This is a genomic window from Streptomyces sp. NPDC054863 (assembly GCF_053610825.1).
Genome location: NZ_JBSGZD010000052.1, coordinates 1 through 14,103, shown reverse-complemented (window position 1 = coordinate 14,103; position 14,103 = coordinate 1). Strand labels below are relative to the sequence as shown.

Annotated in this window: 13 protein-coding genes; 6 read left to right on the top strand and 7 right to left on the bottom strand. The window is 71.6% G+C overall.

Going from position 1 to position 14,103, the window contains the following annotated elements; all coding sequences use genetic code 11:
* Positions 1 to 127: 127 nt before the first annotated feature.
* Positions 128 to 1,114: a D-alanyl-D-alanine carboxypeptidase family protein gene (locus ACWGIG_RS12980; protein ID WP_453321614.1), complete on the top strand. Its 987-nt coding sequence runs from the start codon at positions 128 to 130 to the stop codon at positions 1,112 to 1,114.
* Positions 1,115 to 1,129: 15 nt separating this feature from the next.
* Here ACWGIG_RS12980 and ACWGIG_RS12975 read toward each other — a convergent pair whose 3' ends face one another.
* Positions 1,130 to 2,143, bottom strand: a complete 1,014-nt coding sequence (locus tag ACWGIG_RS12975; protein ID WP_453321613.1) for an SDR family oxidoreductase — start codon at positions 2,141 to 2,143, stop codon at positions 1,130 to 1,132.
* A gap of 582 nt (positions 2,144 to 2,725) precedes the next feature.
* On the opposite strand from ACWGIG_RS12975, the gene ACWGIG_RS12970 reads away from it, so the two are divergent.
* Positions 2,726 to 3,448, top strand: coding sequence for an HAD family hydrolase (locus tag ACWGIG_RS12970; RefSeq protein ID WP_453321612.1), 723 nt, complete (start codon positions 2,726 to 2,728; stop codon positions 3,446 to 3,448).
* Between the two features lie 778 nt (positions 3,449 to 4,226).
* Positions 4,227 to 4,967 carry a class I SAM-dependent DNA methyltransferase gene (locus ACWGIG_RS12965; protein WP_453321611.1) on the top strand — a complete coding sequence of 247 codons (741 nt, stop codon included), beginning with the start codon at positions 4,227 to 4,229 and terminating at the stop codon, positions 4,965 to 4,967.
* Between the two features lie 236 nt (positions 4,968 to 5,203).
* Here the strand turns inward: ACWGIG_RS12965 and ACWGIG_RS12960 are convergent, their stop codons facing one another.
* Positions 5,204 to 5,848, bottom strand: coding sequence for a TetR/AcrR family transcriptional regulator (locus ACWGIG_RS12960; RefSeq protein WP_453321610.1), 645 nt, complete (start codon positions 5,846 to 5,848; stop codon positions 5,204 to 5,206).
* Between the two features lie 125 nt (positions 5,849 to 5,973).
* On the opposite strand from ACWGIG_RS12960, the gene ACWGIG_RS12955 reads away from it, so the two are divergent.
* Together ACWGIG_RS12955 and ACWGIG_RS12950 are read left to right on the top strand one after the other, a co-directional pair.
* The gene (locus ACWGIG_RS12955; protein ID WP_453321609.1) at positions 5,974 to 7,371 is read left to right on the top strand and encodes an MFS transporter; all 1,398 of its coding nucleotides are present in this window, start codon (positions 5,974 to 5,976) and stop codon (positions 7,369 to 7,371) included.
* Positions 7,368 to 8,594 carry an FAD-dependent monooxygenase gene (locus ACWGIG_RS12950; protein WP_453321608.1) on the top strand — a complete coding sequence of 409 codons (1,227 nt, stop codon included), beginning with the start codon at positions 7,368 to 7,370 and terminating at the stop codon, positions 8,592 to 8,594. Before ACWGIG_RS12955 ends, ACWGIG_RS12950 begins: the two co-directional genes overlap by 4 nt.
* A gap of 89 nt (positions 8,595 to 8,683) precedes the next feature.
* Here the strand turns inward: ACWGIG_RS12950 and ACWGIG_RS12945 are convergent, their stop codons facing one another.
* Positions 8,684 to 9,415: a TetR/AcrR family transcriptional regulator gene (locus tag ACWGIG_RS12945; RefSeq protein ID WP_453321607.1), complete on the bottom strand. Its 732-nt coding sequence runs from the start codon at positions 9,413 to 9,415 to the stop codon at positions 8,684 to 8,686.
* A gap of 209 nt (positions 9,416 to 9,624) precedes the next feature.
* Between ACWGIG_RS12945 and ACWGIG_RS12940 the strand changes: the two genes are divergently transcribed.
* Positions 9,625 to 11,442, top strand: coding sequence for a CocE/NonD family hydrolase (locus tag ACWGIG_RS12940; protein ID WP_453321628.1), 1,818 nt, complete (start codon positions 9,625 to 9,627; stop codon positions 11,440 to 11,442).
* 241 nt (positions 11,443 to 11,683) lie between these two features.
* Here ACWGIG_RS12940 and ACWGIG_RS12935 read toward each other — a convergent pair whose 3' ends face one another.
* The 4 genes from ACWGIG_RS12935 to ACWGIG_RS12920 all read right to left on the bottom strand — a co-directional run.
* The gene (locus ACWGIG_RS12935; protein ID WP_453321606.1) at positions 11,684 to 12,238 is read right to left on the bottom strand and encodes a DoxX family protein; all 555 of its coding nucleotides are present in this window, start codon (positions 12,236 to 12,238) and stop codon (positions 11,684 to 11,686) included.
* A 100-nt stretch (positions 12,239 to 12,338) separates the two neighbouring features.
* Positions 12,339 to 12,764 carry a hypothetical protein gene (locus tag ACWGIG_RS12930; RefSeq protein WP_453321605.1) on the bottom strand — a complete coding sequence of 142 codons (426 nt, stop codon included), beginning with the start codon at positions 12,762 to 12,764 and terminating at the stop codon, positions 12,339 to 12,341.
* A gap of 166 nt (positions 12,765 to 12,930) precedes the next feature.
* Positions 12,931 to 13,905 carry a DNA polymerase Y family protein gene (locus tag ACWGIG_RS12925; RefSeq protein ID WP_453321604.1) on the bottom strand — a complete coding sequence of 325 codons (975 nt, stop codon included), beginning with the start codon at positions 13,903 to 13,905 and terminating at the stop codon, positions 12,931 to 12,933.
* Between the two features lie 6 nt (positions 13,906 to 13,911).
* Positions 13,912 to 14,103: hypothetical protein (locus ACWGIG_RS12920; RefSeq protein WP_453321603.1), on the bottom strand; the 192-nt coding region annotated here is incomplete at its 5' end.

Sequence of the window (14,103 nt, the reverse complement as noted above, 5' to 3'; positions counted from 1 at the left end):
TGTCAACGCCGTACGTACAACGACTCCCGAACCCCTGGCAGCGGCTGACCGTGCGTGACGGGCCCGGGCCACCCGGTTGGCTCAATTCAGAGCGTCTCTCCGGGTGTCCCCTCCTTATTGTTACTGAATGACCGTCACATCTGCCTCTGCCGCAGCATCCTGTCGAGTCGTCACTGGAGCAGTAGCCGTACTGCTCCTCCTGCCCGCGTCCCCCGCGTTACTCGCCACCCCCGCGTCCGCGTCCGCCACCACCGCACCCCTGGCCGGTGCCCCGGGCCGGGCCGCCCTGGGCAAGAAGGTGTCCGCGCGCGCCTGGATCGTCGCGGACGCGAAGACCGGTGCCGTGATCGCCGCCCACAATCCGCACTGGAAACTGCCTCCCGCGAGCACCCTCAAGGCACTGTTCGCGCTGGCCGCGCTGGACCGCGTTCCCGGCAAGGCCCTCCGCAAGGTCAGCAAGAAGGACCTGGCGGGCGTGGGCAGCGGCAGCAGCCTCGTCGGTGTGAAGGCCGGCCGGACCTACCGGGCGGCCGACCTGTGGCGCGGCACGTTCCTGCGCTCCGGCAACGACGCCGTGCACGTCCTGGCCGCCATGAACGGCGGCTGGAAGTCCAGCGTCACGCAGATGCAGGCCAAGGCCCGCGCGCTCGGCGCCCGCAACACCCGGGTCGTCAACGCGGACGGCTACGACGCGCCCGGCCAGTACTCCACCGCGTACGACCTGGCACTCTTCGGGCGGGCCGGGCTGAAGAACTCCCAGTTCGCGCAGTACGCGCGGACCGCGAACTCCCGCTTCCCCAGCGGCACCCGCGCGGACGGCAGCCACACCTCCTCGTACCCCATCCAGAACACCAACCGGCTGCTCACCGGTGCCAGCGGCGTCGGCCGCTACCCCGGCCTGGTCGGCATCAAGAACGGCTACACCAGCAAGGCGGGCAACACCCTCATCGCCGCCGCCCGCCGGGGAAACCGGACCCTGATCGTCACCGTCCTCAACCCGCAGACGGGTAACGGCCTCACCGTCTACCGCGAGGCCCGCGCCCTGCTCGACTGGGGCTTCAAGGCCGTCGGCCACGTCAAATCACTCGGCACCCTCAACCAGCCCAAGCGCTGACGCGTTCCGAAGCGGTCACTCGCCCCAGCTGTCGGGGCGGGTCCCGTCCACATCGGTGAAGCCGTACTCCCGGGCCAGCTCCGCGGAGCTGACGGAGCGCTGGTTCCAGCGGGAACGGGCCGGGTCGGCTGCCATCGCGGCCACGGCCCGGCCCACGTAGCGCGGCGATTCGGAGTGGGCGAACCCGGGGGGGGCGGTGGGACGCCCGGGGCCCGGCTCCAGCGCGGAGCGCCAATTGCCCTCCGTCACCCCATAGTTGGCGAGCATCATCTCCGAACGCAGCCAGCCGGGCGTGACGGCGACGGCGCTCGCACCGTACGGGGCGAGCTCGTGGCCCTGGGAGAAGGCCAGCCGGTTCACCGCGGTCTTGGCAAGGTCGTAGAAGACGGAGATGCGGTAGCGCGAGGCGTTGTCATCGGCGGTGCCGTCGGTGACTTCGACGAGGAGCCCGCCGGGTTGGGCGACGAGCAGCGGGAGGAGGTGGTGGGAGGTGATCAGGTGTGTGTGCACGGCGAGTCGGACGATCCGCAGCCCGTCGTCGAGGTCGTGTTCCCAGATCGGGGTGTTCCAGTCGGCCGGGCCGCCCTTGAGGACTTCGCCGCCCCAGATGTCGTTGACGAGCACATCGAGCCGGCCGTGCGCGGCACGGACGTACGAGGCGAGGTCCTGCACCTGTCCGCTGTCCAGATGGTCGACGGGAACGGCGACCCCGGTGCCGCCGAGCCGGGTCACCAGCTCGGCGGTCTCCTCGATCGTCTCCGACGGCCGGTCGTAGTCCGAGCGGGTCGTGGCGGTGGGGGAGCGGCTCGTACGCCCCGTACAGATGACGGTCGCACCGGCCTCGCCGAGCGCGGCGGCGATGCCGCGCCCGGCCCCGCGGGTGGCCCCGGCGACGAGGGCGATGCGGCCGTGGAGGGCGCGGGGGTCGGGGGACCAGTGGGTGGGGGCGGGCGGTGTGCCGGCTGGGGCGTCGTGGGGAGCGCCGGCTGGTGTGGGGTCGGGCGTGCTGTCCGGCGTGCGGTCGGCCATGGACTCAGTCTCGCAGCGCAGGGAGCGGCAGCGCAGGGAGCGGCAGTTGCGGCGGCGCGTCGGTCATGGCTCATGCGCGCGAGCGTGCGACGGCGTCCATGCCCGAGGCTCAGGTGCCGGGCCAGGAGTTCCGCCTCGGCGAGGGTGCCCGTGTACGCCCCGAAACGGATGCGGTGCAGTGCGGTCCTGGCGGCGGTCAGGCCGAGGCCGAGTTCGGCCCGCAGCACCTGCATGACCGGGGCGCTCCTGGCGGACGGGCTCACGTGCAGGATGGCCCGGCCGTGTTCGGCGAGCAACTGCTCACGCAAGCGGTCCGACAGTTCGCCGCCGCGGACGGCCGCGCCGGCGCCGCAGGCCAGGCAGGTGCATTCGGTGTCCCAGCGCGGGGAACGTCCCAGCGCAGGCAACGTCCCAGCGCGGGCAACGTCCCAGCGCAGGCAACGTCCCAGCGCGGGGAACCGGCCCAGCGCAGGGAACGTCCCAGCGCAGGGAACCGGCCCGGCCAGTAGGACCTGGGCGCCGTGCCTGCCGCCGCCGCCCCTGCCCAGGGGCCGCGCGAGGCTGCCGTCTACCCTTCCTGGCATGACTGCTCCGGCTGGTGTCGTAAGCCCCATCGAGCTTGTGATCTTCGATTGTGACGGTGTCCTGGTCGACAGCGAGCGCATCTGTGTGAAGGTCGACGCGATGATCACAGCCGATCTGGGTTGTGCGTTCACCGAGGCCGAGATCATGGAGAAGTTCGTCGGCTCCTCGGACGAGGTGTACACCGCCGCCATCGCAGAACGTCTGGGCCGCACCCTTGAGGAGGGTTGGCGGCAACCGTACGAACACCTCTATGAGGAGGCGTTCGCGGCGGAACTGACCGCGGTCGACGGCATCGACGGGATCCTCGACCGTCTCACCCGCTCCGCCACCCCCTTCTGTGTCGCGTCCAACGGCCGGCACCAGGACATCCGCCGCAGCTTCGGACTCACCTCCCTGGCACGCCACTTCACGGACGACCGCATCTTCAGCGCCACCGACGTCCCCCGGGGCAAGCCCGCCCCCGACCTCTTCCTGCACGCGGCCCGTTCGCTGGGGGTGGCCCCCGAGCGGTGCGTGGTCGTCGAGGACAGTCCGTACGGGGTCCAGGCCGCCCGCGCAGCCGGAATGCGCGCCTTCGGTTACTGCGGAGGCCTCAGCCGCGCCGCGCGGCTGGAGGGAGCGGGTGCAATCGTGTTCGACGACATGCGTACCCTCCCGACGCTGCTGGGCATCCCGGGACTGCTGGACACCGTCGGCACACAGGAGACCGCCGACCACTGAGCCGAAGCGTGGGCGACCCGCTCACGGCACCCTCGCCGCAGCGGGCCGGCCGGGCGCAGCACAAGGCGATACTGGCCGCATGACGCGCACTCCGGACCAGTCCGATTCCGATTCCGGCCCTGGCCCCGATTGCGATCCCGGCCCCGATCCCGCCTTCTCGCGGCTCAAGGTCCGTGTCGGTGCCCTGGTGTTCTGCGGGAGGGAAGTGGCGCTCATCCGCCGTGACCGTTCCACCTCCACCCACTACGCCCCGCCCCCGCGCAAGCTTCACCTCATCCACCGATTCCACGTCACGTCCGCCGTCCGCGCCGCGCTCGCATCGGAGGAGTACGACGAACTACCCGGTGGCGAGCGCGAGTTGGGGGTGGTGGAGTGGGTCGACCACCGTGAGTGTGCTGCCCTGCCGATCTTTCCACCCTCCCTCGGTCCCGCCCTCGCGGCTCTCGCCCCCTCGGTCCCACCCTCGCGGCTCTCGCCGGTCCCCGGGCGGCCGTTGCCGATGCGGTGCTGGAGGCCGTCACGGACGAGACGTACACCTGGGTGTGAGAGGTGCGGGTGGCTGAGCCGGCCCGTTGTCCGGTGCCGTGGCTGCCGTGAGCGCTTCCGTTGCCATGGGTGCCGTGAGCGCTTCCGTGCGGGTGCGGCGGCCGGCCAGGGGTGAGAGCGGCAAACTGCCGATGTACGGGGGGAGTTACCCGCCCCGTCCGCAGTGAGCGCATCGGTCGGGGGCGGCGAAAAGGAGGTGCGCCGGGTTCGTGGCGCGCAGTACGGTCCGGCGATGGACTCACCGGAAGACGGCTACTTCGGAGCATCGGTCGCAGCCACCTACGACGACCCCTCGTCCCGCATGTTCGGCCCGGAGGCGGTCGAGCCCGCGGTCGGCCTCCTCGCCGAACTCGCCGCAGGCGGCCCCGCCCTCGAATTCGGCATCGGCACCGGGCGCATCGCCCTCCCGCTCGCCCGCCGCGGCGTACCCGTCCGCGGCATCGACATGTCCCGCGCCATGGTGCAGAAGCTCCGCGAGAAGCCGGGCGGCGACGCGCTCGGCGTGACGATCGGCGACTTCGCGACCACCGAGACGGAGGGGCGGGGGAGCTTCTCCCTCGCCTACCTCGTCTTCAACACCATCATGAACCTCACCACGCAGGACGAGCAGGTCGCCTGCTTCCGCAACGCCGCCGACCACCTCGCCCCCGGCGGCACCTTCGTCATCGAGGTCGGAGTCCCGGAGCTGCGGCTGCTGCCGCCGGGACAGGACGCCGTACCCATGCAAGTCACCCCCACCCGCTGGGCGTTCGACCACTACGACGTCGCCACCCAGTCGATGAGCTCGAACTACATCGAGGTCGTCGAGGGCCGCGGCTCGTACCGCTCGATCCCCTTCCGGTACGTCTGGCCCGCCGAACTCGACCTGATGGCCCGGCTCGCCGGCATGCGGCTGCGCGACCGCTGGGCGGGATGGGCGGGGGAGCCGTTCACGAGCGAGAGCGGCACGCACGTCTCGGTCTGGGAGAAGTAGCGCGCCTTCGGGGGGAGTTGGGGAACGGTTGACCGATTCTCCGGCAGCCTGCTCTCGGTCTCTCGGTCCCTCTCGGTCCCTCCTTCAGTCCCTTTCGTATCGCCGCAGGTCAAAGGGTGTCCCGAAGGATGAGACGGGGCCGAGAGGGACTCAGAGGGACTGACTTCCGGAATTGGGTCTGCAATCGGCTGGGCGACCGGTCGGACAGCCGGCCGGGCGACCGGGCGGACCCGGTCCTACCTGGTTCGGTATGCGCGGAGGAAGGTCCGTACTCCCTCGACGACGAGTGGCCGGACGCGGGTGTCCTCCGCGGCGTTCGCGGAACCGAGCCTGTCCAGCGCGACGCCGAAGGTCAGCGCGATGAACTGGTCGGCCGCGAGGCGCGGGTCGGGCACTTCGAGCAGTCCGGCCGCGGCGAGGGCGGCGAACCGCTCGGCGATCGCCTCGTCGGGGGTGTCGGCCATGGGGTTGTAGCCCTGGTGCGGCAGGTTGCCGGATTCCGCCTTGACCAGTCGTTGCAGCGTCGCGTACTCCGCCGAGCCGAGCATGTCGGTCGCGATGCGCATCGAGAACGTGATCAGGGCGTCCTCCAGGTCGGCGTCCTCGATGACGCCGGTGAAGGTGTCGTCGAGGGTGCGCCGGATCGTGGTGATCAGTGACTGGCCGACGGCGTCGACGACTGCCTGCAGCAGCGTCTGCTTGTCGCCGAAGTAGTCGTAGACCGTCCGCTTGGACACCTCGGCGCGGGTGGCGACCGCGTCGACGCTGGACCGGTCGAAGCCGTCGGTGAGGAACAGTTCCCGGGCCGCCGAGAGGATGGCGGCCCGCTTCTGCGCGGACCCCTCGCGCAGTGTCTTCGTGGGTGTCTTCGTGGTCGGCATGGGCACATCCTAACCGAACTACACTGCACGGTGTAGTGCAGTAGTGGTTCGGCAGGTGCCGTACGCGCAGTGCAGCGCGTACGGCCGATCCCCTTGCTCGCCCGGCACTGGCGGAAAGGACGTTCATGACCGCAACTCTGGCTCCCCCGGCCCGCATCGGGAAGGCCGCTGTCGGAGCCCTCGGCCTGCTGGCAGTCGCCACCGGTGCCCTGGAGTCGGTGGTGACGCCGACGCTCCCGCTCCTCCAGCGCGAGCTGGACATGAGTCCCGCCGAAGGGGCGTTACTCAGCATCGTGCTCCTCATCACCGGCGCGCTCGTCACACCGGTGGCCGGCAGGTTCGGCGACCGGTACGGCGGGAAACGGGTCCTGGTCCCGCTGATGGCGGTGGTCTCGGCCGGTGGGCTGGTGTCCGCCCTGGCGCCGAACCTGCCGGTGCTGCTGCTCGGTCAGGTACTGCAGGGGGCGATGGTGGGCGCGCTGCCGCTGTCGTTCATCCTGGTGCGCAACCACCTCCCCGCAGGAGAGTCGAAGGTGGCCATCGGGGTGGTCAGCGGGTTGTTCGTCGGGGGCGGGATGGCGGGAACGCTGTTGGCAGGGCCCGTGGCCGAAGGGCTGTCCCGGCACTGGATGTTCGCGCTGCCGACGCTCGGGGTCATCGGGGCGACCCTGCTGGTGAACGGGCTGATGCCGAAGGACCCTCAGGGCCGGTCGGACGGCGCCGGGGTCGACTGGCCCGGCCTGGTTCTGCTGAGCGGAACGCTGATCACGCTGATGCTCGTGCTGAAGCTGGCGCCCGTCATCGGAGCGCAGCCGCTCGCACTCGGCGCCCTTCTCGTACTGCTGGCCGCCTTCGCGTCCGGATGGATCGCCGTGGAGCGCCGCGCGGCCTCTCCGATGGTCGATCTGCGCATGCTGGCACGGCCCGCGGTGTGGAAGTCGTGCGTGCTGACGTTCGTGGTCTGCGTCGGTGCCTCGGTGACGGTCCACCTCCTCCCGCAGTTGTTCGCGGTGTCCGGCGACGGGTACGGATTCGGGGCCAGTGCCACCGAGATCGGCTTCTTCCTGCTGCCCGGCGCCGTGGCCGCGTCGCTTGCCGGGCCGGTCAGCGGGATAGGGGTGCGGCGGTACGGCCCGCGTGCCGTGGTCACCTCCGGAGTCGTCCTCATGACCACCGCCCTGATCGCCCTGGCGGCCGTGCACTCGGAGGTCTGGCACCTCGTCGTCGGCAAGTTGCTGATCGCGCTCGCCAACGGCCTGTGCGTCACCGCGATGGTGACCAGCACCGCCACGTCCGTCGATCGAAGTGACACCGGAATCGCCACCAGCCTGGTCCTGGTGACTCGCGTGATCGGCTTCGCCGTGGGCGTGCAGCTCAGCGGCGCCCTCCTCACCGCCGGGACCCCCGCCGGGTCGAAGGTCCCGGCCGAATCCGCCTTCGCCACCGGATTCGTCATCGCCGGCGCCGTTACGGCGCTCTCCCTGCTTGTCGTCCGCACCATGAGCAAAGGAGTCAAGGAATGAATCGCACCGATCTGTTGACGGTCCCTCGTACCGCGCCGAAGCGCAAGGTCCTCATATCCGGGGCCGGCATCGCGGGGCCCGCCCTCGCGTTCTGGCTGAACCGCCACGGATTCGCGGTCACGGTGGTCGAGAAGGCACGCACACTTCGCGACGGTGGATATCCCATCGACGTACGCGGCACCGCACTTGAGGTCGTTCGGAGGATGGGAATCCTGCCGCGGCTGCGGGACGCGCACATCGACCTGCGCCGGTTGACCTTCCTCGACGGGGACGGCGGCGAGGTGGTCTCGGTCGACCCGCACACCGTCACCGGTGGTGTTCCGGGACAGGATCTGGAGGTACGGCGCGGGGATCTGACCCGCGCTCTCCACGCGGCGGTCCGTGACGACGTGGAGTTCTTGTTCGACGATTCCATCGACTCCCTCGACCAGTCCGGCCACGGCGTCGACGTCACCTTCCGCGGGGGCGGCAGGCGTACGTTCGACAAGGTGTTCGGCGCGGACGGCCTGCATTCACGTACGCGTGAGTTCCTGTTCGGCCCCGAAGAGCAGTTCCACCGGTATCTCGGCCACTGCTTCGCCGGGTTCACCATGCGCAACACCTTCGGGCTCTCCCACGAGACCACGATCTGGAACACCCCGGGAAGGGCCGCGGCGCTCTACGCCGTCGGGGACAACGACGACGTGCACGCCTTCTTGAACTTCGCCCGCCCGGAACCGCCGCTCGACGTGTTCCGGAACCCGCAGGCCCAACGGGACCTGGTCGCCGCGGTCTTCGCCGACGCGGGATGGGAGGTCCCGGGGATGCTCGCCGCCCTGCGTGACGCGGACGACCTGTTCTTCGACGTGGTCAGCCAGATCCGCATGCCCCGCTGGTCCAGCGGCAGGGTTGCGCTGGTGGGCGACGCCGCGTACGCCCCCTCGTTCCTCACAGGACAGGGCTCCAGCCTCGCGCTCGTCGGCGCGTACATGCTCGCCGCTTCCCTGGCGGACCGGGACCACGCCACCGGCTTCGCCGCCTACGAACACCACACCCGCGAGTTCGTGACGCTGAATCAGGACCAGGTCGGCAAGGGCGATGCCGCGCTCTTCCCGGCCACCGCCCGTGCCCTGGAACAGCGCAACGACATGCTGCGCAATCTCAGCGCCATGCCCTCCGCCTCCGCGGAGGGGCGACCGGCCCATTCGGCCCTCACCCTGCCCGAACTCGTGCCCGTGACGTGAGCCCGGGCACGGATGCGGCGGCGGGGGCAGGGACAGGGACAGGGACAGGGACAGGGACAGGGACAGGGCAGGGGCTTGGGGGCCGGGGCTCAGTCCGTGTCGAGGCCGTCCACCAGGCGGTCCAGGAAGCGGGTGAACATCGCGTCCGGGGAGAGGGGGCGCGGCGGGGCCGCGAGCGCTTCGGCGAGTTCCGGGTGCCGGCCGTCGGTGGCGACGGCGGTGAGGTAGCGGATCTCGGCGGCGGTGCGGTCGGGGTGGTGGGCCGCCGTTGCCTGGGTGATCTCGTGGCCGACGTAGCCGGAGACGAAGCCGGTCAGTTGGCTGAAGACCTCCAGCTTCGCGGCGCCGTCCAGTCCGGTGGGGCGCAGGGCGGCCAGCGCGTGCTCCAGGAAGGCCAAGGCGTTCGGGCCGAGTGAGCGGCGGGTGGACAGCGCGGTCGGCAGCCAGCTGTGGCGCAGCATCTGGGCGCGCTGGATGCGGGCGACGGACTTGAGGTCGGCGCGCCAGTCGCCGGTGAGCGGGGACGCGGCCGTGGCCGGTGCGAGTTCGGCGCTGACGTGGTCGACCATCAGCTCCAGCAGGGTCTCCTTGTCGGGGGCGTAGCTGTAGAGGGACATGACCCCCGCCCCGACCTCGGCGGCCACCCGCCGCATCGTGACCGCGTCCAGCCCCTCCGCGTCCGCGAGGGCGACCGCCGAGGCGGTGATTGCCTCGCGGGTGAAGGCGGGCTTGCGGCCCCTGCCGGACCGGGTGGTTCCGGTGCCGAGCCAGAGTTCCTGCGGGTCGACGGCTGCGGGGGCTGGGTTGTCGCCGCGGGGCATGGTCGTCTCGTTTCTCGGGTGTACGGGCGGGGTCCGGTGGGGGTCCGGCGGGGTTCCATCCAAGCATCCGCTATTCTCGTACAACGTACGAGAATAGCGAGAGGGGAACCGCGATGCAGAACGAACGTGAGGTGGCGGGCGGTGCGAAGGGGCTCGACGGGAGTGGATGGGCCGCGTCGGCCGCCAAGCCGCCCCTGTCCTCCCGGCTGATGCGGGCGACCTGGCGCAAGCTGCCGGCGAAGCGGTACGACGTCGGGTGGCGGCCAGGGCTGGAGGTGCCGGGGGCCGACGGCAGTGTGCTGATCACCGATCACTACTTCCCGCGCGGCGAGGGCGACTTGGGTGACTTTCCCACTCTCCTCGTCCGCTCGCCCTACGGGAGGGGCATCCCCTGGTCGCCCCTGTACGGGATCCTCTTCGCCGAACAAGGCTTCCACGTCGTCCTGCAGAGCTGCCGCGGCACCGGCGGCTCGGGCGGAAGCTTCCACTACTGGCGAAACGAGCCCGCCGACGGGCAGGCCGCTGTCGCCTGGCTCCGCCAACAGCCGTGGTTCAACGGCAAGTTGGGCACCGTCGGTCCCAGCTACCTCGGCTACGTCCAGTGGGCCCTCGCCCTCGATCCCCCGCCCGAGCTCAAGGCCATGGCGGTCCAGGTCGGCCTGCACGACCCGCACGCCCTCTTCCACGCGCCCGCCACCGACGGCGCCACCGGGGCGCTCCAGTTGGAGTACTCGCTCGTCGGCGGCGCGGGCGTCGCGTACCAGCACCAGGGCACCCGAGCTCTCATGAAGGCGATGATCCGTCTCAAGCGCCACCTCGGCCGGATCGTTGCCGCCCGGCCGCTGCGCGGGGCGTACGAATCCACTCTTGGCGAACTGCCCTGGTTGGACGGCATGCTGGCCCACCCGGACCCCGACGACCCCTACTGGCAAGGGGCTTCGCTCGCCGCAGCGGCCGACCGGGCGACCGTACCCACCAGTCTGGTCACCGGGTGGCACGACACTCTGGCCGACCAGACCCTCCAGCAGTACGAAAGGCTGCGCGCGGCAGGTTGCGAGACGGCGCTGCTCGTCGGCCCCTGGACGCACACGACCGCACTCCAGCAGGGCTGGTCCGAGGTGTTCGCGGAGACGCTGGCCTGGCTGCGCGCCCACCTGTACGACGACCCGTCCGGGCTGCGGCCCACGGCGGTACGCGTGCACGTCGGCGGGGGCGAAGGGGAGGGGAAGGGCGAGTGGCGGGACCTTGAGGAGTGGCCGGGGGGACTGGGGGGTGCGTTCGGTGCGCAAGGTGCGCCCGGTGCGGAAGGTGTGTCCGGTGCGGAAGGTGCAGCAGGCGGGTCAGGCGGGTCAGGCGGGTCAGGCGGGTCAGGCGGGTTCGGCGGGTTCGGTGGGTCCGGCGGGTCGGGCCTGTCCGGTGCCCCCGGTGCCCCCGGCGCCCCGTGGTTCCCGGCTTCCGACGGGCACCTCATCCAGCAGGCGCCCACGGACGACGACCCCGTCGCCTCCCTCCGCTACGACCCGGCCGATCCCACCCCGTCCGTCGGAGGGCCCCTGATCTCCCCGGCCGCCGGTGCCCGCGACAACACCGCCCTGGAGGCGCGCGACGACGTCCTCACTTTCACCGGCCCGCCGCTGATCGAACCCCTGGAGGTCCTCGGCCCGGTCTTCGCGCAGCTCCGGATCTCCACCGACACCGGGTACGCCGACGTCTTCGCCCGTCTCTGCGACGTGGACCCGGCGGGCCGTTCCGTCAACGTCTGCGACGGCATCACCTCGCTCCGTACCGCGGGGGACGTCCCGTCGGCGGCGACTGTCGCGATGAGTTCCACCGCGTACCGCTTCGCCGCCGGGCACCGTGTCCGCCTCCAGCTCAGCGGCGGCGCCCACCCGCGCTATGCACGCGGTTCGGGCACGGGGCAACTCCCGCTGGATGCAACGGAGTTCAAGCCCGTACGCATCACGGTGCACGCGGGCTCGGCGCTCAGCCTTCCGCAGGGGATGATGCGAGGGATGACGCAAGGATGACGCAGGGGGCCCGCCGGGGCGCTGACCGCGAAGGTCCGGCCGCCGCCAGAACGGGCACCGGCGCGGCCAGATCCACCACGGCCGGCACCACGACCGTACGAACGGCAGCGTGGACCGCCCGTACCGGGCGCCGTGCTCACCGCTCTCGGTGCCCGGCAAGGGGCGGCGCGCCGACGGTTGTTCCGAGGGCCCTGCCCCGCGCCGGTTGGAGCGGGGAAGGGCCCTCGGTCTCGTGGGGGCGTCAGCCGCGGACGGTCACCAGGACGATGCCGGCCGTGGCGGCGCCGAGTGCCACGGCGGCGATGCCGTGGGTGAGGCGGTGCGTGCGGAGTACGGGCAGGAGCCGGTCGACGGCGAACCTGCCGGGTCCGGCCAGTGCCAGGCTCGCGGCGGCGACGAGCAGCAGCAGGTCGTACTCGATGCCGGTGGGGTTGAAGAATCCGCTGCCCCACTTCACGGCGATGGCATTGAGCATGATGCCCACGATGCCCGCCCCGGCGAGCGGGGTGAGGAAGCCGATGACGAGGCCGAGACCGGCCAGGGTCTCGGTGAGCCCGGCGACCAGTGCCATGGTCTGCGGGGCCGCGTAGCCGCTGCCCGCGAAGAATCCCGCGGTGCCGTCGAGGCCGCCGCCGTCGAACCAGCCGAAGAGCTTCTGGCTTCCGTGGGCGGCCATCGTCAGGCCGACCGCCCAGCGCAGCAGCAGGAGCCCGAGGTCACTGCCGGACCGCGCAGGTGCGGAAAGGGAGGTGGCGTCGCTCCGTGAAGCGGTGTGCGTGCTGGTGGAAACGGACATGGTGTCTCTCCTGTACGTGGAGGCTGCGGGGGAAGCGCAGCACAGTGGTGCCGACCGGCCCTGTTCGGCTCGTCGGCGATTGCGGGTGGAGAGGACCCGCCTAGGTTCGGATGATCTGGATTCTGTACAGGTCGACCGATGTGGTGTCCGGGGGCGACGTACCGGAATAGGCCAGGGCGTCGTCCTGCGGACCGGGCGGTGCGGTCGTCGCCTTGGGAACGTGCGACCCCGGTTGCTCGGGGCACGGTGCCACGGCTCCGCTGGGCGCTCCCGGCTGTCCCTCGTGGCAGCCGCGTTCTTCGTCGGGGGAGTCGGCCCGAGGGGTGGAGGTGAGGGCAGTCGCGCTGCGGTCGGCCGTGGACCCGGCGGATGCGGAACCCGTCGGCCCTTCGACACCGAACAGCGGAACGAGGAAGAGGAGGACGAGGGCGAGCAGGGCCGTGCGCACGGCGGCGTCCCGGGGTCGCATCCTGCGCGCCGTCATGTGCGGTCCGACCTGCCGGGCGGCCCCTGCGGATCGGCGCATGCCGAATTCGACGCTGCCCGCGTGGCGGGGAACGGCGGGGCGGTGTCCGGCCGGGGCGGGCCGCTCTGACTCATGCCGGACACCCTACTTGACTTGAACTTTCAAGTAAATGCCGGCGTGCGGGGTGGCCTGGATCCCCAGGAGTCGCGATGCCGAGGAGTCCTCGTCACGGCAGCCCGGCGGTGCTGGCGGGCCGCACCGCGCCCGGGCCGAAGCGGGCCCTGGCCCGGTCGGCCGCGGCCTCGATGCGGCGCGCCTTGTCGTCATCGGGCCCGAAGGTCAGCTGCCGGGACGCCGAACGGGCGTCGCACAGATCCGCGGCGCGCAGGGTGAGGAAGCGGACCCGGGCCCGCTGGAGTCCGAGCGACGTGTGCAACGCGTGTGCTGTCGCACGGAGTTGGGGGCTGTGTGCGCTGGGTTCGGGCAGGGCGCGGCTGCGGGTGGTCGTCGAGCGGTCGGCGTACTGGACGGTCAGGGTCAGCGAGTGGCAGACCTGCCGGTCGCCGCGGAGCCGGGTGCCGAGGCGTTCGGCGAGATGGGTCAGGGCGCCGCGCTGCCGGTCGGGGTCGAGTTCGTCGCGTACGAAGCGGTGCTCGGCGCTGAACGTACGGGGCGGGGCTCCGGCGACGACCGGGGTGGGGTCGATACCGGCCGCGCGCTGGTGGAGCTGCCGTCCGGCGGCCGTTCCCAGGATGCGCTGGAGCGTGAGCAGCGGGGTGGCGGCGATCTGGTCGGCGGTGGCCAGGCCGTAGGAGGCCAGGGTACGGGCCGTCGCCGGACCGACCCCGGGCAGCGCGGCGGCGGGCAGCCCGGTGAGGAACGCGGTGATGGCCCGGGGATCGTCGGGGAGGGCGCGGACGGCGCCGGGGGCTCCGCGGTGGGCGACCAGCTGGGCGAGCAGCGGGCTGGGGCCGATGCCGATCGTCACGTCGACGTCGAACATCGCGGCGGCGCGCATCCGGATCAGGGCCGCGAGCCCGGCGGCGTCGCGGTCGAAGTACCGCACGCTCCCGGACACGTCGGCGAGCGCCGCGTCCGGCGGCAGCGCCTGCACCACCGGTGTGAACTCGCCCAGCATGTCGATGAGTTGGCGGTACGTGGCGTCGGACGACGGCTCTGCGAAGTGCAGGTGGAGAATCATCGCCGCTCACCCCGCGCTTCCGGGACTCGCATGGTGGAAGGTCCTTCCGTCGAGAGCGGTGAGAGCGTCGAGAGCGGGGGCAGTGGTGGGGGCGGTGGCGGGAGTGGTGGGAGTGGTGAGCGAGGCCGGGGTGCCGGGCGGCTTCAGGTCGGCCCACGGGTGCAGGGCGTAGCCGGTCGGCTGGGTGAGGGTGCGGCG